This window comes from Brevibacterium siliguriense (assembly GCF_900105315.1).
Lineage (GTDB): Bacteria > Actinomycetota > Actinomycetes > Actinomycetales > Brevibacteriaceae > Brevibacterium > Brevibacterium siliguriense.
In genome coordinates, this window is record NZ_LT629766.1 from 2,999,336 (window position 1) to 3,016,763 (window position 17,428).

16 protein-coding genes and 1 pseudogene are annotated in these 17,428 nt (G+C 64.4%); 7 read left to right on the forward strand and 10 right to left on the reverse strand.

The features are described from left to right. Nucleotides 1-46: 46 nt before the first annotated feature. Together BLU88_RS13460 and BLU88_RS13465 are read right to left on the reverse strand one after the other, a co-directional pair. The gene (locus tag BLU88_RS13460) at nucleotides 47-1,354 is read right to left on the reverse strand and encodes a PhoH family protein (RefSeq protein WP_092017488.1); all 1,308 of its coding nucleotides are present in this window, start codon (nucleotides 1,352-1,354) and stop codon (nucleotides 47-49) included. A 234-nt stretch (nucleotides 1,355-1,588) separates the two neighbouring features. After that, a complete protein-coding gene (locus tag BLU88_RS13465) occupies nucleotides 1,589-2,350 on the reverse strand; it encodes an isoprenyl transferase (RefSeq protein WP_092014910.1) in 762 nt (253 codons plus the stop codon). Nucleotides 2,351-2,453: 103 nt separating this feature from the next. On the opposite strand from BLU88_RS13465, the gene trhA reads away from it, so the two are divergent. Beyond that, on the forward strand, nucleotides 2,454-3,239 hold the full coding sequence (gene trhA / locus BLU88_RS13470; RefSeq protein ID WP_092014913.1) for a PAQR family membrane homeostasis protein TrhA: 786 nt from the start codon (nucleotides 2,454-2,456) through the stop codon (nucleotides 3,237-3,239). A 106-nt stretch (nucleotides 3,240-3,345) separates the two neighbouring features. On the opposite strand, the gene BLU88_RS18780 is transcribed toward trhA, so the two are convergent. After that, on the reverse strand, nucleotides 3,346-3,663 hold the full coding sequence (locus tag BLU88_RS18780) for a hypothetical protein (RefSeq protein WP_231939412.1): 318 nt from the start codon (nucleotides 3,661-3,663) through the stop codon (nucleotides 3,346-3,348). Between the two features lie 56 nt (nucleotides 3,664-3,719). Beyond that, nucleotides 3,720-4,730: a mycothiol conjugate amidase Mca gene (mca, locus tag BLU88_RS13480; RefSeq protein WP_092014915.1), complete on the reverse strand. Its 1,011-nt coding sequence runs from the start codon at nucleotides 4,728-4,730 to the stop codon at nucleotides 3,720-3,722. 123 nt (nucleotides 4,731-4,853) lie between these two features. Between mca and BLU88_RS13485 the strand changes: the two genes are divergently transcribed. Then, complete coding sequence (locus BLU88_RS13485; protein ID WP_092014918.1) at nucleotides 4,854-5,279, forward strand: DUF4307 domain-containing protein; 426 nt, start codon at nucleotides 4,854-4,856, stop codon at nucleotides 5,277-5,279. Between the two features lie 188 nt (nucleotides 5,280-5,467). Continuing rightward, the gene (gene greA / locus BLU88_RS13490; RefSeq protein ID WP_092014920.1) at nucleotides 5,468-5,962 is read left to right on the forward strand and encodes a transcription elongation factor GreA; all 495 of its coding nucleotides are present in this window, start codon (nucleotides 5,468-5,470) and stop codon (nucleotides 5,960-5,962) included. 66 nt (nucleotides 5,963-6,028) lie between these two features. On the opposite strand, the gene BLU88_RS13495 is transcribed toward greA, so the two are convergent. Beyond that, nucleotides 6,029-7,453 carry an AI-2E family transporter gene (locus BLU88_RS13495; protein ID WP_092014922.1) on the reverse strand — a complete coding sequence of 475 codons (1,425 nt, stop codon included), beginning with the start codon at nucleotides 7,451-7,453 and terminating at the stop codon, nucleotides 6,029-6,031. A gap of 63 nt (nucleotides 7,454-7,516) precedes the next feature. Here BLU88_RS13495 and BLU88_RS13500 point away from each other — a divergent pair, with 63 nt between their 5' ends. The 3 genes from BLU88_RS13500 to BLU88_RS13510 all read left to right on the forward strand — a co-directional run bounded on the left by BLU88_RS13500 (nucleotide 7,517) and on the right by BLU88_RS13510 (nucleotide 11,184). Beyond that, nucleotides 7,517-8,524, forward strand: coding sequence for an SGNH/GDSL hydrolase family protein (locus BLU88_RS13500; RefSeq protein ID WP_231939413.1), 1,008 nt, complete (start codon nucleotides 7,517-7,519; stop codon nucleotides 8,522-8,524). Next, entirely contained in the window at nucleotides 8,521-9,249 is a 729-nt protein-coding gene (locus BLU88_RS13505; protein ID WP_092014924.1) for a Maf family protein, read from the forward strand. Before BLU88_RS13500 ends, BLU88_RS13505 begins: the two co-directional genes overlap by 4 nt. Nucleotides 9,250-9,372: 123 nt before the next feature. Then, a complete protein-coding gene (locus BLU88_RS13510) occupies nucleotides 9,373-11,184 on the forward strand; it encodes an acetyl/propionyl/methylcrotonyl-CoA carboxylase subunit alpha (RefSeq protein ID WP_092014926.1) in 1,812 nt (603 codons plus the stop codon). Nucleotides 11,185-11,258: 74 nt separating this feature from the next. Here BLU88_RS13510 and BLU88_RS13515 read toward each other — a convergent pair whose 3' ends face one another. The 4 genes from BLU88_RS13515 to BLU88_RS13530 all read right to left on the reverse strand — a co-directional run bounded on the left by BLU88_RS13515 (nucleotide 11,259) and on the right by BLU88_RS13530 (nucleotide 15,100). After that, nucleotides 11,259-12,536: an RNA polymerase sigma factor gene (locus BLU88_RS13515; RefSeq protein WP_092014929.1), complete on the reverse strand. Its 1,278-nt coding sequence runs from the start codon at nucleotides 12,534-12,536 to the stop codon at nucleotides 11,259-11,261. Beyond that, a complete protein-coding gene (locus BLU88_RS13520; RefSeq protein WP_092014932.1) occupies nucleotides 12,536-12,877 on the reverse strand; it encodes a YciI family protein in 342 nt (113 codons plus the stop codon). Before BLU88_RS13520 ends, BLU88_RS13515 begins: the two co-directional genes overlap by 1 nt. A gap of 121 nt (nucleotides 12,878-12,998) precedes the next feature. Beyond that, complete coding sequence (locus BLU88_RS13525; RefSeq protein ID WP_092014935.1) at nucleotides 12,999-14,423, reverse strand: NAD(P)H-quinone dehydrogenase; 1,425 nt, start codon at nucleotides 14,421-14,423, stop codon at nucleotides 12,999-13,001. A 125-nt stretch (nucleotides 14,424-14,548) separates the two neighbouring features. Next, nucleotides 14,549-15,100 (reverse strand): gamma carbonic anhydrase family protein, encoded by a 552-nt coding sequence (locus BLU88_RS13530; RefSeq protein ID WP_092014938.1) that lies wholly within the window; start codon nucleotides 15,098-15,100, stop codon nucleotides 14,549-14,551. 284 nt (nucleotides 15,101-15,384) lie between these two features. Between BLU88_RS13530 and BLU88_RS13535 the strand changes: the two genes are divergently transcribed. Next, nucleotides 15,385-15,633 carry a WhiB family transcriptional regulator gene (locus BLU88_RS13535; protein WP_009374875.1) on the forward strand — a complete coding sequence of 83 codons (249 nt, stop codon included), beginning with the start codon at nucleotides 15,385-15,387 and terminating at the stop codon, nucleotides 15,631-15,633. Nucleotides 15,634-15,858: 225 nt separating this feature from the next. On the opposite strand, the pseudogene BLU88_RS13540 reads toward BLU88_RS13535, so the two are convergent. Further along, nucleotides 15,859-17,372 (reverse strand): annotated as a pseudogene (locus tag BLU88_RS13540) (sensor histidine kinase). Nucleotides 17,373-17,428: the final 56 nt, after the last annotated feature.

The following is a 17,428-nucleotide window of genomic DNA, read 5'->3' on the forward strand; positions in this document are numbered from 1 at the left end:
CGATACCTCGGCGGCAACGTCAGCGATCGGCGACCAGAGCAGAAGCTCAGGAGCGAAACGGGTCGAATTCCTCGAGCACATCGGTGACCAGAGCCGCGATCTCCGACCTCTCCGACCGCGTCAGAGTGACGTGAGCGAACAGTTCGTGGCCCTTGAGCTTCTCGATCACCGCGGCGACTCCGTCGTGCCTGCCCACCCGCAGGTTGTCCCGCTGGGCGACATCATGCGTGAGCACCACCTTCGAATTCATTCCGATGCGTGAGAGCACGGTCAGCAGAACATTGCGTTCCAGCGACTGTGCCTCATCGACGATGACGAAGGCATCGTGGAGGGACCGCCCTCGGATGTGGGTGAGCGGAAGCACCTCGAGGATCTCCCTGTTGACCACCTCGTCGATGACGTTCTTGCTCACCAAGGCGCTCAGGGTGTCGAACACGGCCTCAGCCCAGGGGTTCATCTTCTCCCCTTCGCTGCCGGGCAGGTAACCGAGGTTCTGCCCGCCCACGGCGTAGAGGGGGCGGAAGACCATGATCTTCGAGTGCTTATTCTCCTCGAGCACCTTCTGAAGACCGGCCATGAGGGCCAGCGCGGACTTCCCCGTTCCGGCTCGCCCTCCCATCGACACAATCCCCAGAGCGTCGTCGAGCAGCATATCGATGGCGATCCGCTGTTCTGCCGATCGGCCGTGGACTCCGAAGATGTCGCGGTCCCCGCGCACCATCGACACTCGGTTGCCGGTGCGCACCCGTCCCAATCCGGATCCGCGCGGTGAGGTGATGACGACCCCGGTGTTGACCACCTCGTCGGAGACCTCCTCGGTGACGACCGATCCCGAATCGTAGAATTCGCTCATCTGCTCATCGTCGAGTCCGAGCTCGCTCATCCCGGTGAACCCCGAATCGACGGCCAGCTCCGCCAGGTACTCCTCCGCGTGCAGGCCGAGGGCAGATGCCTTCACTCGCATCGGAACGTCCTTGGTCACGACTACCACGTCGCAGCCTTCGGCGGAGAGGTTGCGGGCCACGGCCAGGATGCGAGTGTCGTTCTCCGTCCGATCGAAGCCGACCGGCATCGTGGAGGCATCGATGTGGTTGAGCTCGACCCGCAGCGTTCCGCCCGCGTCACCGACCGGAATGGGCTCATCCAGTCGGTCGAAGTCTGACCGGAAGTCGTCGAGGATGTGGAGGGCTTTGCGAGCCGTGAAACCGAGTTCGGGATGGTTGCGTTTGCCCTCGAGTTCAGAGACGACGATGAGTGGAATGACGACGTGGTGCTCGGCGAAGCGCAGAAGCGCTCCAGGATCCGACAGCAGCACCGAAGTGTCGAGAACGTAGGTGTGGACTTTTTCAGCCATGAGGACCTCTGAGGCGTGAGTTCCGCCGAGATCCGGTTCTGACATCCCCCGATCTCGGGTTGGTGTCGACCAACTACAGCCAACCTAACCCGGTTCTCCCCCGCAGCCGGTAGCGGCACGCGTGCCCGGGCAAGTCGAGGTCATGAACTTCGAATGAATGCGGGATTCCAGCGCAAGACAGCCCGGAATCCGCGCCGGCCACGGCCTGAAGTCCATTCCGGCCGCGGGCAGGGTCTATTTGCCGAAGCGTCGCTGCCGCAGACCGTAGTCGCGTACGGCACGGAGGAAGTCCGTGCGGCGGAAGTCCGGCCAATAGGCCTCGCAGAAGTAGAACTCCGAATAGGCACTCTGCCACATGAGGAAGCCGGAGAGCCGCTGTTCTCCGGAAGAGCGAATGATGAGGTCGGGATCGGGCTGGCCCTTGGTGTAGAGGTGCTCGCCGATCTGCTCGGGAGACAGCTCGGAGATGATCGTCTCGAGATCTGTGCCATCGTCGGCCCGAGTCCGAAGCAGTGACTTCACCGCGTTGACGATCTCCTGCCGGCCGCCGTAGCCGACGGCGACGTTGACTCGCATTCCGCAGTCCTCGGTCGTCGTCACCGCTTCCAGTCGGGCCCGCAGATCGGGTGGAACGATATCGAGATCACCGACGAGCTGGACGCCGACACCGTCGAGGGCGGCGATCTTCTCGACCAGATCGGAGATGATCTCGATGAGGATCGACACCTCTTCTGCCGAACGGGCGAGGTTCTCCTTGGACAGGACGTAGAGGGTGACGATCTCCACGTCGATCTCGTGGCACCAGCCGAGGAATTCGACGATCTTCGCCGCTCCTGCCCGATGGCCGTCGGCGGTCGTCGCACCGAATTCCTTCGCCCATCGGCGGTTGCCGTCGGTGATGACGCCGACGTGTCGCGGAACCGGTACCGACTTGTCGAGCTCACGTTTGAGCCGTCGCTCATACAGCCGATAGAGCAGGTTCACGGGTCGCGCCACAGCTGTCCTCTTCCATATGGGTCGTCGGTCGGATCGAACACTGTACAGACTACTAGCCGAGGATGCTGAATGAGGCCTCAGGGCCGGTGTCTACTATGGAGCTATGAATGCTTCGCTCACCGATTCCTCTTCAGTCGTTCCCGACGGCTCAAGGTCGGTCGGTTCAGCAGGTGCGGATGATGCGCCGCCGGCCGATGATCACCGCATCGCCCGTCGCCGCTCGGCGCTGCGGGCCGAGCTGACGAAACTGGCGGGTCAGGTCAAGCCGAAGCTGCGTGGCTGGTTCCATGCCGGGGCGTTCCCCTTGGCGATGATCGGCGGCCTCGCGCTGGTGATCATCTCCCCGACGATCGAATCTCGTATCGCCGCCGCGATCTTCGCCATCACCGGCATGCTGCTCTTCGGCACCTCCGCCGTGTACCACCGCGGCCGCTGGCGCACCCGCGTCCGCCTGATCCTGAGACGGCTCGACCACGCGAACATCTTCCTCATCACCGCCGGCACGTACACACCGCTGGCAGTGCTTATGCTCCGCACCGACCAGGAGGTCCTCCTCCTGTCCGTGCTGTGGGGTGCCGCCGCCCTCGGCGCAGCCTTCCGTACGATCTTCACAACCGCGCCGAGGTGGCTCTTCGTCCCCATCTACGTCGGGTTCGGGGTCGCCGGAGTCGGTTACATCCCTCAGATCTGGGCGACGAACTTCGCCGTCGGTCTCCTCGTCGTCCTCGGCGGTGTGTGCTATATCGCCGGCGCCGTGATCTACGGGATCAAACGACCGAACCCGTCGCCGAAGTGGCTCGGCTTCCATGAGATCTTCCATATCCTCACGATCCTCGGCTACGGCTGCCACCTCGCCGCGCTCATCGTCGCTGCCGTCGCAGCCTACTGATTTCACTCGGCTCGGCCCGGAACAACCATCCATCGGCAGGATCTGCGTATACGGAAACGGCGCGATCACCTATCGGTGATCGCGCCGTTGTCTGTCTGCTGAGGAGTCAGGGCCGATCGTCGGAGGATTCGGAGGAATCCGTCGGCTCCTCCGTCGAGCCGCCTCGGCGATCTGCATCATCTCTCCCGGTTCCGCTGCCCGCTTCATCAGATTCGCTGTCAGCGGACTCCGGTTCGGGTGATTCCGGACCTGAGAGCTTCGACTGGTTGGGCACCACATGCTTGCGCAGCGGGATCGGATAGGCGTCGCTGGTGCCGGAGCGCGCTCGCACCCGACGGACACGGCGCAGGGCGTCCCGGATGAGGAAGATCGTCAGGACGACGATTGCGAGGGTCGCCAGGAAGCCGATGGTTCCGGGTGTCACCAGATCCGGGTCCGGCGTACCTCCGTCCGGAGTCGGCGTTGGAGAGGACGCGAAGATCATGCGCGGGTGTCGCTTTCGGTCGGGACGGCGGAATCAGCAGCGGAATCGTCTGCCACCGGTGATTCAGGGAGCATCCCCTCATCCGGAATTCTCCGACCGTCGTCGAAGGTCACGGCGGCGAACAGGTCGGTCTCCTGGAAGTCGAGTTCCCGGTTGAGCGGCTCACGGCCGGTGAGGTCGAGCGCCAGTTCGAACTCTTCGGTCGGCCAGTACGTGCGAGCGGCCTTGCGGGAAGCAGAGAAGAACCCGCCCTCGGGATCGATCTGGGTGGCGTGGGAGAGAAGCGCACGATCGCGGGCAGAGAAGAATTCTGAGCAGGCGATGCGGGTGCTCAGCCAGTTGTGGCGCTGATTGTCTCGCTTCTTGAAATCCTCGAGATGGTCGGCGAACGGGGATTCGAGTCCTGCTTCGAGCATCTTCTCGTGGATGGTGATCCACTTCTTCGCCGACAGGTCCTGGTTGTAGTAGATCTTCTGCACCTGCCACGGTTCGCCGAGCTCGGGGTGGGAGGTCGCATCCGCGGCGGCCTCGACGGCTTCCATTGTCACGGCATGGTTCTTGATGTGGTCGGGGTGAGGGTACCCGCCGAGTTCGTCATAGGTGGTCACCACCTGCGGACGGAAGGTGCGGATGATGTGCACGAGAGGAAGCATCGCCACCTCGTCGGGAACCCGATAGAAGCATCCAGGAGGAGTCTGGTTGTCGAAATCGCCGTCAGGCAGTCCCGAATCGACGTGGCCGACCCAGACATGTTCGGCGCCGAGAGCTGCAGCGGCGGTGGCCATCTCCTCACGACGGAGACCGGCGATGTCACGGCTGGCCTTCGGGCTCTGCAGAAGCGCAGGGTTGAGAATGTCTCCGGCCTCACCACCGGTCATGGTGGCGATGAGCACCCGGGCACCCAGAGAAGCGTACTTCGCGCTCGTTGCCGCACCCTTGGAGGATTCGTCATCGGGGTGGGCATGGACGGCCAAGAGGCGCAGCCCATGGTACGGAAGCGAAGTCATATCCTAAATGTCCCTTTCGATTCAGCCTGGTGGCCACCTGCTGCCGGCGCTGCGGCTGACATGATCGCCGGCAGAGGATCGACTACTCTAGATTAGTGCGCGAAGTACTTAAAGAGGAATTCAATGACTGAGGTAACAGTGGCACCACCGCTGCATGATGATCGCTACGGCCGGACCCGCAGACCCAAGCGAGAACTGAGCCGTCGCGCGAAGGTCATCGGCGTCATCGTCCTCGCCGCAGTGGTCGCCGTCATCGCAGTCTGGGCCTTCAGCCCGCAGGCGAGTCCCACAACACCGCGCACTCTTGACTATTCGGTTGTCGACGACTCTTCAACGCGCGTCAGCGTCGGAATATTTCCTGATCAGGAACGCGACGTTCACTGCATCATCCAGGCCACCAATGAGCAGGAAGCGGTCGTCGGCTTCACCGAGGTGACCGTACCCACCGATCCGAACGCCGATCCGAATTCGCCGAAGCGCGTCGATGTCGACCTGGCAACGACACAGCTGGCCGCCTCAGGTCACGCGGAATCCTGCTGGTTCGAATAGTTCTCGCACGAGGACTCGCCTTGCGGTCACGAACCGCCGACTCGCAGCCGGGAACGTGATCGAACTCATCGTTTTTCTCAGCTGATGCGTTACACTGTAGTTTCATTCAACTTCCGGGCGTGCCCATACGCCCGGTTTTTTCGTTGCCTGACACGCCCGTCAGTGCACCGACCGAAGAAGGAGAAGTCATGACCGAGGAAGTCACCCAGGAAGAGACATGGTTGACCCAGGAAGCCTTTGACCGCCTGTCGAAGGAACTCGAGCATCTCTCCGGACCGGGTCGTGCAGAGATTGCTGAGAAGATCGAAGCCGCCCGGGACGAGGGTGACTTGAAGGAGAACAGCGGCTACCACGCAGCGCGTGACGAGCAGGGCAAGCAGGAAGCACGCATCCGCCAGCTTGAGGTGCTGCTGCGCAATGCGAAGGTCGGCTCCAACGACAGCGACGGCAAGACCGTCACCCAGGGAACCGTCGTCACCGCGACCGTCGCCGGCAACAGTATGCGGTTCCTGCTGGGCAACCGCGAGATCGCCGGAGACTCCGATATCGACGTCTTCTCGGAGAAGTCACCGCTCGGAGCGGCTGTCCTCGGTGTCAAGGCCGGAGACAAGTCCTCCTACGAAGCTCCGAACGGCAAGACCATCGAGGTCAAGGTCGACTCCGTCGAGGCCTTCACCGGCTGATCGAGTACAGACCGAAGTGGGCGGATGCGTTTTCGCACCCGCCCACTTGTCTATTCACATATCTATTCACTCCGGTTCAGACGAATCCTTCTTGCCTGACTCTGCCGAAGTGTCTGACTCACCGGAGTCAGTCGTTCCGGAACCCGATGCACTTTTGTCTTCTGCCGACTCGTCAACGGCATCGGTGAGTCGTTCCTTCGCTGTCTCGAGGACGGCGGTGGCTTCGCGTTCGTTCGGATCTCGCTGCGAGTCCTCTTCTGCGTCTTCGGTATCACCGGCATTCGTGCGCACGATATAGCTGACGACGCTGTTGAGCACGGCCACCAGGGGAACGGCGAAGAGCGCTCCGACGATGCCGAAGAGGAAGCCGCCTCCGGTGACCGCGAGGATCACAGCCAGCGGATGGACGGACACGGCCTTGCCCATCAGGAACGGCTGCAGGATTTGGCTTTCGATCTGCTGGACGGCGATGACCACAGCCAACATGATGATCGCACTGATCGGGCCGCTCGAGACCAGTGCCACGAGCACGGCGACCGCACCGGAGGCGATGGCGCCGACGACCGGGACGAATGAGGTGAGGAAGACCAGCACGGTCATGGGGATGACCAGCGGGATCCCGAGGAACGCGGCGCCGATGCCGATGCCGATCGCGTCGACGGCGGCCACGAGGATCTGGACCCGCACGTACTGCACGAGGGTCGTCCATCCGCGCAGAGCGGCACCCGTGGCGACGGGGCGTGCGGGGACCGGCAGCAGGTTCATCACCCACCTGAAGATGTTCTGTCCGTCATAGAGGAAGAAGAACGTCGTGAACAGGCAGACGGCCAAGCCGGTGAGGAAGGTGCCGACCGAGGAAGTGGCCTGCAGGGCACCGCCGAGGAGCTGGCTGCTGTTGTTCTGGAAGAAGTCCGTCGCGGTCTTGATCGCATCGTCGATATAGCTCGAGATCGTCGAAGCATCGATGCCGAAGGGACTCGTGGCCAGCCATCCGCTGATTCCGGACACACCGGCGATGACCTGTTTGACGAGGTCGGGCATCCCGGAATAGATCTGCTGGCCGACGAGGCCGAAGAGTCCGAGGACGACGACGAGGAACCCGATGAAGGAGATCGCCGCGGCCCCGCCTCGAGGCACACCCTTCTTGTTCAGCCACCCGGTCAGCGGCGCAAGCAGCGCGGCCAGCAGCAGAGCGATAAGCACGGGAAGCACGACGCTGGAGATCTTCGACAGGAGCCACAGAGCCACGCCGATGGCCACGAGGACGACGATCGACCGCCACGACCACGCGGCAGCGAGCTTGAGACCGGGAGCCACATACGGTTTGGCCTCGGCTTCGATTCGGCTGAGTGCGATCTCCTCGGGACTGACCGCCTGTGACGGGGTCACTTCGGGTTCGGACTCGGAATGAGAGGATCCGCGTCCGCGCCGAAGCGCGTGCCATGCCCCTCGGAATCGGTTCGGAGGATGCTGCTGATCGTTTTCGCTCATGCTCCAACAATAGTTGTTGATGCACTGACAAAGGTGCAATGATGACGCCGGAGGAGGGAATCAGTGGGAAGACGCTTGATCTATACGCTGGCGACCATGGGCGCGACCGTCGTCGGCGCCGGCGCCTCGGCGGCAGGGCTGCTCCGCCACCAAGCCGGCTCGCTTCGCCGCTCCTTCGACGACGACAAGAATCGTCGCTACTCCACCTTCACCGAGGCGATCGCCGCCCCACGCGACAACGACGATGACGACTCCGCCGCCCTGGCCATCATCGGCGACTCTTGGCTGTGCGGGGTCGATGTCGACCCGGAGCAGGCACCTCCGACTCTCATCGGCCGCGGACTGGCACGGATGCTCGGTACCACCGTCCGGGTCCAGACCACCGCTCGCCCCTCGGCGCTGTCGGATGATCTGCACCGACAGGTCGACGAGGTCCTGCGCTCTCCTTGGCTCTCCCGTCAGCTCTCGGACCGCTGGAGCGAAGACCGCCGGTTTGCGATCATCTCGATCGGCACCGGCGACATCATCCACCCGATCCAGGCGACCATCGGCGTTCCCGTGCTCAACCAGGCCATCAACCGGCTTCAGCGCGAGGGTCGCTACACCGTGTTCGTCCTCGTCTGCCCCAACCTCGGCGGCCTGCCGGGGCTGCGCGATCCGCTCAAGACCTCCTTGCGCCGGACGTCCCGTGTCCTCGCCGGCTCCCAATGGCTGGCAGCGCTGGCCGCACACGCGGTTCCGCTGCGGTCGACGGGCTCTCTCAGCGGAACGACACGCCGGTCGCTGCTCAATGGCTCCGGGCGGTTCCCCAGCGAACTCGGATATGCACAGCTGTCCTCGACTCTGCTGTCGGCGATCGCCGAACGCATCGAAGCACCGGTCGTCGTCGACCGGAGCCTGGATATCCCGGAGAAAGGCGAAAACGCCCGCCGCCAGGACCTCGTTCCCGGCGCCGAAGCCCACTCTGCCGAAGAAGAGCCGACGGCACAGGACGACGCCGCAGTAGAAACACCGGCGAGGCAGGACGGCACTGCCGCACCAGTTCCGAATCATTCGGAGGCAGCCTCGTGATTGCTGTGGTGCTCGCCTCCCAGTCCCCGTCACGTCTCCAGATCCTCCGAGACGGCGGTATCGACCCGGTCGTCATCGTCTCAGAGGTCGACGAACGTGCCATCGAAGACGAATTCACCGGCTCAGTCGGCGATCTCACCACGGCTCTGTCGGAGGCCAAAGCCCGCGCGGTCATCGACCGGATCATCGCCGCCACTCCCCCGGCTCTCCACGGCGCGGACACCGTCGTCGTCATTGCCGGGGATTCACTGCTCGAATTCGACGGGCAGGCCATCGGGAAACCGGGGACGGCCGAACGCACTCGCGACGTGTGGTCGGCGATCGCCGGTCAATGGACACAGCTGCATTCGGGACATACGGTCGCCGTGCTCTCCCGCACGTCGCAAGCGAACGGCCAAACGTACCCACCTGGAACCGGCGACCCCGACGACAGCGCCGAACGGACCGCCTCGACGGACTTCGAGCTCAGTGCTCTGCGCTCAAAACGGTCGACCACCTCGGTGCTCATCGGCTCCCCCACCTCAGAGGAGCTCGAAGCGTACATCGCCACAGAGGAGCCGTTCCACGTGGCCGGGGCACTTACGATCGACGGATTCGGCGGGGCCTTCGTCGACCGGCTCGACGGCGACCATCTCACCGTGCTCGGGCTCAGCCTGCCCGTGGTACGCGAATTGGTCACCGACATGGGCCTGTTGTGGCCCGATCTGTGGACCCTCCGGCGGTAGACTCAACCCTGTTCCAGTGACACGCCCGAGGACATTGAAGTTCTCGCCGCAATTTTTTATCGCTGTCCTACAAACCCTTGGTGCTGTTCTCTAAATTGTTCTGTGATCATACAAAGGAGCACCATGACCACAGTCCTCTCCGACTCCCCGGCCCCAGTACTGAGCAGCACTGTTCCGACCGGAGCCGTTCGCCGAGTCCTCATCGCCAACCGCGGTGAGATCGCTCTGCGCATCATCCGGGCCGCACACGACCTCGGAATCAAGGCCGTCGCCGTGTACACCCGCGCCGATTCCGATGCTGATTTCGTCGAACTCGCCGACGACGCATGGCTGCTGGACGGCTCCGGACCCGGAGAGACGTATCTCGACATCGAGAAGATCCTCGCCCTGGCCAAGCGCTCCGGCGCCGATGCCGTCCACCCCGGCTACGGCTATATGGCCGAGAACGCCCAGTTCGCACAGGCCGTCATCGACGCCGGTCTGATCTGGGTCGGTCCTCCCCCTGCAGCTATCGAACTCCTCGGTGACAAGTCCGGAGCCCGCGCCGTCGCCGAAGCGGTCGATGCTCCGGTCGCACCCGGTTCCGACGGAGCCGTGGCCGATCTTGCCGAAGCCTCCGAGGTGGCCGACCGGATCGGGTTCCCCGTCGTCGTCAAGGCCGTCCACGGCGGAGGCGGACGTGGATTCCGTGCCTGCGCCGCGGCTGAGGACCTCGAAGCCGCGTACACTGCCGCGACCCGAGAGGCGCAGAGTGCCTTCGGTCGCGGTGAGTGCCTCATCGAGAAGCAGATCGTGCGTCCCCGCCACCTCGAGACGCAGTGCCTGGCCGATGCTCACGGAAATGTGCGTATCGTGTCCACCCGTGACTGCACTCTGCAGCGTCGCAACCAGAAGATCATCGAGGAAGCACCCGCCCCGTTCCTCACCGCCGAGCAGGAGCGCATCGTCTCCGAAGCCTCGGCCCGCCTGCTCGCCCACGTCGGCTACGTCGGCGCTGCGACCTGTGAGTTCCTCCTCGGCGAAGACGGCACCATCATCTTTATGGAAGCCAATGCGCGCATCCAGGTCGAGCACACCGTCACCGAGGAGGTCACCGGAGTCGACCTCGTCGGCTGGCAGGTGCGCATCGCCTCGGGTGAGACCCTGCCCGACGAATTCCCTGCCGCGCGCGGACACTCCTTGCAGTTCCGCATCAACGCCGAAGATCCCACGACGTTCTTCCCCGCCACCGGCGCGGTGAAGAACTACCGCGCACCGTCGGGTCCCGGAGTGCGTCTCGACTCGGGAATCCGCGAAGGAAGCGTCGTCGGCACCGACTTCGATCCGATGCTGGCCAAGCTCGTCGTCACCGGCGCCACTCGTGATGAGGCCCTGGCGCGAGCACGCCGAGCGCTGTCCGAGTACCGCATCGAGGGAGTCTCGACGCTGCTGCCTCTGCACCGCGTGCTCGTCGACGAAAAGGCGTTCGCCATCGATTTCAAGGTCTGGACCAACTGGCTCGAAACCGCTTTCGTCAATCCGCTTGTCGATCCACAACTAGGAGAACAGATGAGTACTGCAACCGACAGCTTCAGCGTTGTGGTCGAGGTCGATGGCCGCCGAATGACCGTTTCGGTCCCCAAGGACGTCATCTCGGACCTCGGTCATGTTCCCAGCCCCAGCGTGCCCCGACGCAAGCGCGGACTGAGCAGCCGCAAGGGAACGAAGATCGCCGACGACTCGAATGCCCTCAACGCTCCCATGCAGGGCACCATCGTCTCCGTCTCCGTCAGCCCCGGTGACACCGTCGAAGCCGGTGACACCCTTGCCGTCATCGAGGCGATGAAGATGGAACAGCCGCTCAAGGCCGGCCACTCCGGCACCGTCTCCGAGGTGCTCGTCGACGCAGGCGCCTCGGTGAAGTCCGGTGAGGCGATCATCCGCTTCGCCGCCTGAGCCGCTCCCCCCTCCTGCCTCCGTTCGCTCCGGCCCGAGGTCAGCAGTCACGAACACAGAAGTCCCTGCCCGGATCACCGTCGAAGATCGGTGATCCGGGCAGTGATGTATTCGGATTCGGCATCGTTGCCGGGACAGTCCAGACCCGCGGCATAGGCGTCCTCGGCCTCCGCCGTGCGGCCGAGTTCGTCCAGCGTGATGGCCCTGGCGATGTGGAATGGCCTGTGCCTCAGCAGCTGCGGGTCGTCGGCCAGTTCGTCGAGGGCGCTCATGGCCGCCTCGGGACCCGAAACCTGCCCGAGGGCGATCGCGGTATTGAGAGCGACGACCGGCGACGACTCGAGGTCGGACAGCATCCGATAGAGCACGAGGATCTGTTTCCAGTCCGTGTCGGCGAATCGCGCGGCGTCGGCGTGGAGGGCCGCGATCGCCGCCTGGATGGTGAAGGCCCCGGCTCCCGATTCGCCGGCGGCCACGTCAACGAGTCCGGTCCCTTCGGCGATGAGGCGTGAGTCCCATAGGCTGCGGTCCTGCTCGGCCAGCGGCACCGGCCGGCCATCCGGCGTCACACGAGCGGTCTCACGTGCCCGTGTGAGCAGGAGCAGAGCCAGCAGGCCACGGGCTTCGGTCTGCTCGGGCAGGTATCCGACGAGCAGTCGGGTCAGTCGGATGGCTTCGTGCTGCAGATCGACTCGAGTGTGTGCGGGTCCTGCAGTGGCGTTGATGCCCTGAGTGAAGATGAGATAGAGGACGCGCAGCACTCCGGGCAGCCGGTCGCCGAGTTCATCGGGCGCGGGGCGGCCGAAGGGAATCCCGGTCTTGAGGATCCGCTGCTTGGCACGGACGATCCGCTGCTGCATCGTCGCGGTCTCGATGAGGAGCCCGGCGGCCACCTCGGCGGTGGTCAGCCCCGAGAGGAAGCGCAGGATGAGCACGATGCGTTCGTCCTCGCGCAGGGTCGGGTGGGAGCAGGTGAAGAACAGTCCGAGGCGCTCGTCGGGCAGATCCGCGGCATCCATCTCCTCGCCGAGGCGCTCCGCGTGATCGTCGTGGTCGCCCGGACGCAGCTCGTCCTCGATGCGCAGGCGGGCGAGGTGCCGGGTGCGCACCTCGTCGGAGCGGATGAGATCGATGGCACGGTTCTTCGCCGTGGCCATCAGCCACGCCTGTGGGCGTTCGGGCACTCCCCGGCCCGGCCACGTCTCGACCGCTCGCAGCACGGCGTCGTGGAGGGCCTCCTCGGCGAGGTCGAAGTCACGGAACCGGGTGACCAGCCCCGCGAGCAGCCGCCCGTAGTCCTCCTCGCCGATGGCGCTGAGGACGCGGGCGGCCGCATCGGGTTCGGGGTCCATCAGTAGTCGGACACCGGACGGATCTCGATGTGTCCGGCCTTGGCTGCGGGGCTCTTCTTCGCCCAGGCGATCGCCTCGTCGATATCGGCGACGTCGATGACGTAGCTGCCGCCGACGAACTCGTTCGATTCGGCGAACGGGCCCGAGGTGACAAGCGATTCGCCGCCGGATCCGCTGACCCGCACCCCGAGTTCGGGTCCTTCGAGGGCGAAGCCGCCGATGACGATCCCCGCCTCGCTGATCTCCTTGTCGAATGCCATGAATTCTTCTGGATCCGCTCCGCCGTCCTCACCGCAGTCAGGATCCTGTGTGCGTCCCATGAGCAGAAGTGCGTACTTCATGTCGTTCTCCTTCGTCGTTCCTCATGTCATGCCGGGCGGCCTGACACCATGATGACGGTCGAGGAGCGACCGGATCGACAGCTGCGGAGAAAAACTTTGCTGCGATCGTCGATTCGACGATTCAGAGGTGACGGTGAAGCTTCCGTGCCGCTTCGGTCAGCGAACCGCTCACGGAGGGGTAGACGACGAAGGAGGCGGAGAGCTGATCGACGGTCAGCCGGTTCTCCACTGCCATGGTGATCGGCAGGATGAGCTCACTGGCTCGGGGGCCGACGACGACTCCGCCGAGGATGGAGCCGGATCCGCGCCGCGCGAAGATCTTGACGAAGCCGTCCTCGATGCCGAGCATCTTGGCGCGCGGGTTCGTGTCCAACGGCAGCATCACGGTGTCGATGTCCGTCGGGTTCTCGCGGTAGTTCTGCTGAGTGAAGCCGACGGTGGCGATCTCGGGCGCGGTGAACACGTTCGATGCGACATTGCGCAGTTTGAGCGGCTGCACGGCGTCGCCGAGCGCGTGATTCATGGCGATCCGCCCTTGCATCGCTGCCACCGAGGCCAGCGGCAGCACACCGGTGCAGTCACCGGCCGCGTAGATTCCTGCGCGCGAGGTCCGCGAAACGCCGTCGACGACGATGTGTCCGGACTCGCTGACGCGGACACCGGCCTTCTCCAGGCCGAGACCTTCGGTGTTCGGAATCGAGCCGACGGCCATGAGGCAGTGGGATCCTTCGACACGGCGACCATCGGCGAGCACCACTTCGACTCCGTCGTCGGTGCGGGTCACCGAGGCGGCGCGGGAGCGGGAGAGGACATTCATGCCCTTGTTGCGGAAGACGAATTCGAGCACATCGGCCGCGTCTTCGTCCTGGCCGGGCAGGACCTTTTCACGCGAGGACACGAGGGTCACCTCGGTGCCCAATGCCCGGTAGGCCGAAGCGAACTCGGCACCGGTGACACCGGAGCCGACGACGATGAGGTGCTCGGGCAGTTCGTCGAGGTCGTAGAGCTGAGTCCAGGTGAGGATGCGCTCACCATCGGGCTGCGCAGTGGGCAGCTCACGCGGGTGGGCACCGACCGAGAGCAGGATCGTCGAGGCCTCGAGCGTGTATTCGGTGCCGCCGGATTCGACGACATGGACCTGGTCGCGACCGGCCAGAGTCGCTTTGCCCTGGATGGCTTTGACACCGGCCCGGATGAGACCTTCGTAGATGTCGTTGGCCTGAGCGTCGGCGAGCGAGAGGATGCGCTTGTTGACCGCTTCGAGGTCTGCGGTCACGCGGCGCGTATCGGCCTCGGTGTCCTCGGTGTTCTCGATCCGGATTCCGAGCCCGTCAGAGCGCTCGATCTCGTCCATCATCTCCGCGGTGGCTATGAGCGACTTCGACGGTACGACGTCGGTGAGCACGGCGGAACCACCGCACCGATTCTCCTCGATGAGCATGACATCGGCACCGAGCTGAGCCGCGACGAGCGCGGCTTCGTAGCCGCCGGGGCCGCCGCCGATGATGACGACGCGATCTGCAGTGGAATCAAATTCAGTGTTCACATACAGATTGTCTCAAATCGCCACGATGCTGGCGAACGCCCCCTGGTGAACGACCGAATGGTTCCTTAGGGATCTGGTGGAGGTCGGTCCTGGACCGGTCCGCAGTCGCTCAGGCACCGATCCGATCAGCTCGGGTCGACCACCTCGGCGGTGTCCTTGTGCAGGGTCGACAGGCGCACATAGGACTGTGCGTTCTGCCGTACCTTCTCCACTCCGTCGTCGGTCATCTCCCTGCGCACCTTCGCGGGGACACCGGCGACCAGGGACCGTGCGGCGATCTGCGTGCCCTCGAGGACGACGGCGCCGGCGGCGATGAGGGAATCGCTGCCGATATGGGCGTCGTTGAGCACGGTGGAGTGCATGCCGATGAGCACATCGTCGTCGACGACGGCACCATGGACGAGAGCTTGGTGGCCGATGGAGACCCGGGCGCCGATGACAACGGGCTTGCCGGCGTCGGTGTGCATGACGGTGTTGTCCTGCACGTTCGAGTCCTCACCGATGGTGATCGGAGCAGCCTCGGCGCGCAGAACACAGCCATAGAAGACACTGGCGCCTTTCTTCACGTGCACATCACCGACGAGGGTGGCACCGGCTGCGACGAACGCCTCCGGATCGACCTGCGGTGTGTGGCCGCCGACGGAGACGATGCGGGGTTGGGCGAGATCGTTGGTCATGAGTCCTCCATTGGTTCACGAGAAGTCCGTGTGCATTCACCTGCTGTCTGCATGTGCCTGACAGTCTAGGCGGAGACGCCCCGACAGACCCGAAAAGACGAATAGCGGACCGATTTGCACGATCGCCCCTATAGCAGGACAATGGGGAAAATTCTTGTCAGAAATTTCACACTGCCGGACCCTTGTGCGCCCAATTGCGTTATGTGAACCTTGACTGTGAGAGTTGCACGCCCGGAATTCGGGCGTGATCAACCGCGTTCACTTGAATTCGTCGAAAGGTCACCATGGATTGGCGACACCGTGCAGCATGCCTCAATGAGGATCCGGAGCTCTTCTTCCCGATCGGCAACACCGGACCCGCGCTGCTCCAGATTGAGGAAGCGAAGACTGTCTGTCGCCGTTGTGAAGTCGCAGAGACCTGCCTTCAGTGGGCCCTCGAATCCGGTCAGGATGCCGGAGTCTGGGGCGGTCTGAGCGAAGATGAGCGTCGCGCCCTCAAGCGTCGCGCCGCTCGTGCCCGCCGCGCCGGCTGAGCAGCTGGCAATAGGGGTGGCAGTCCCCTGAACTGCCGAATTCATATCTGAATCTCCGAGGCGCACCCTCACCGAAGACTGAGTCCCTTGTCCCAACGGCGAATGATCGTCGTCAGAACAAGGGGCTCAGTCGTGTGCGCGGCCGTGCGCGTTCCGCCAGGCGCCGGCCGAAGACCGCCCATGGCGGCTCGGACGAACCGGCAACCAGCCGGTCGGGCGCGCAGCTCAGTCGTAGGAGTCCGGGCGCAGCGGCACATCGAGGACAGCAACGGTACCGCCGCCGTCGCGCGGCTGCCATTGGATCGAACCGGCCAGGTCGGCCGAGACCAAGGTGCGCACGATCTGAGTGCCCAGACCGTTGCCGGGGTTCTGCGTCTCCCCCAGCCCGATGCCGTCGTCGGCGATCGTCACGCTCAGTCGGTCCCCATTGCGCTCGGGAGTCACCCACACATGGCCGTTGAGCGTCTCCCCGGGTTCGAGGCTCTCGAGGTTCTCGGTGGGGAATCCATGTTCTATCGCGTTCGTGATCAGCTCCGTGATGGCCAGGGCAAGCGACGTGGCATCGGCCGAGGAGATGGTGCCGAAGCTTCCGCACCGTTTGAGTTCGATGTGCACCAGGGGGCTGGTCAGCTCGGGTGTCAGTCGAAGTCCCTTGTCGACGACTTCATCGAAGTCCACCTCCGATTCGACGCCTTGGCTGAGCACGTCATGGACCACGGCAATGATCGAGACGCGGCGCATCGCCTCGGTCAGCGCGCTCTTGGCGTCGGGGCTGTCGATGCGGCGGGTCTGCAGCCGCAACAGGGCCGACACGGTCTGCAGGTTGTTCTTCACCCTGTGGTGCATCTCTTTGATCATCGCGTCGCGGGAGAGCAGCTCTCGTTTGCGGCGGCGGATCTCGGAGACGTCACGGGCGAGGACGATCGCGCCGATCCGCTCCCCTCGTCCGTGAGCGGAATCGCGCGCAGGGACACACTCGTGCGTCCGACTTCGAGCTCGGTCCGCCACGGCGCGCGTCCGGTGAGGACCAGCGGGAGGGTCTCGTCGACCTGACGCAGCTCTGCGCTGAGGCTCGAGACCACCTCGGAGAGGTAGCTGCCTTCGATCTCGCCTCCGAAGCCGAGCCGGTGCATCAACGATACGGCGTTCGGAGAGGCGTACTGCACGTGCGAATCGCGGTCGAGGATGAAGATGCCGTCACCGACCCGGGGTTCTCCGTGTCGAGCTCCGGACGGGGCATCGCGGTCGGGGAACGTCCCCTGCACGATCATCCGCATCAGGGCCATCGCCGTTTCCTGATAGTACTTCTCCAACCGGGATGAACCCCGGCGGCGGACCTCTTCCGAATATCGGACGACGAGGGCGATGGTCTCGTCGTGACGAACGATCGGCACCGCCTCGGCGAGGATGTCGAAGTCGGAGGATCCCGCACTGATTCCCATCTCTCGGGCTGCGGCGACGTGGGTGACATAGCTGCGGGTGCTGCGGGCCTGGTCGAGCAGCTCCTTCTCCAGACCGGTCGCCCGCGCTCCGATCAGGTCCCGGTTGAACAGCGTCGCCCCAGTCGTCGATCGGGCATGCGCCAGCACCGTGTAGGCGCCGCTGGGCGACGGCACCCACAGCACGAGGTCGGCGAAGGAGAGGTCTGCCAACAGCTGCCAGTCTCCGACGAGCAGATGGATGTGTTCGACGTCTGACTCATCCGTGAGGCCCTCGGCCGCCAGCAGTTCGTTGAGCACGATTTGTTCCTCCCAGGTGAGATCAGCAGACCCGCGTTGACCGCGGGTCTGCTGAG

Excerpts from the sequence above, each read along its gene's own strand:
- BLU88_RS13510 (WP_092014926.1), top strand. The coding sequence starts at position 9,373 with ATGACCACAGTCCTCTCCGACTCCCCGGCCCCAGTACTGAGCAGCACT.
- BLU88_RS13520 (WP_092014932.1), bottom strand. The coding sequence starts at position 12,877 with ATGAAGTACGCACTTCTGCTCATGGGACGCACACAGGATCCTGACTGC.
- greA (WP_092014920.1), top strand. The coding sequence starts at position 5,468 with ATGACCGAGGAAGTCACCCAGGAAGAGACATGGTTGACCCAGGAAGCC.
- BLU88_RS13485 (WP_092014918.1), top strand. The coding sequence starts at position 4,854 with ATGACTGAGGTAACAGTGGCACCACCGCTGCATGATGATCGCTACGGC.
- BLU88_RS13530 (WP_092014938.1), bottom strand. The coding sequence starts at position 15,100 with ATGACCAACGATCTCGCCCAACCCCGCATCGTCTCCGTCGGCGGCCAC.
- mca (WP_092014915.1), bottom strand. The coding sequence starts at position 4,730 with ATGACTTCGCTTCCGTACCATGGGCTGCGCCTCTTGGCCGTCCATGCC.
- BLU88_RS13515 (WP_092014929.1), bottom strand. The coding sequence starts at position 12,536 with ATGGACCCCGAACCCGATGCGGCCGCCCGCGTCCTCAGCGCCATCGGC.
- BLU88_RS13460 (WP_092017488.1), bottom strand. The coding sequence starts at position 1,354 with ATGGCTGAAAAAGTCCACACCTACGTTCTCGACACTTCGGTGCTGCTG.
- trhA (WP_092014913.1), top strand. The coding sequence starts at position 2,454 with ATGAATGCTTCGCTCACCGATTCCTCTTCAGTCGTTCCCGACGGCTCA.
- BLU88_RS13535 (WP_009374875.1), top strand. The coding sequence starts at position 15,385 with ATGGATTGGCGACACCGTGCAGCATGCCTCAATGAGGATCCGGAGCTC.
- BLU88_RS13495 (WP_092014922.1), bottom strand. The coding sequence starts at position 7,453 with ATGAGCGAAAACGATCAGCAGCATCCTCCGAACCGATTCCGAGGGGCA.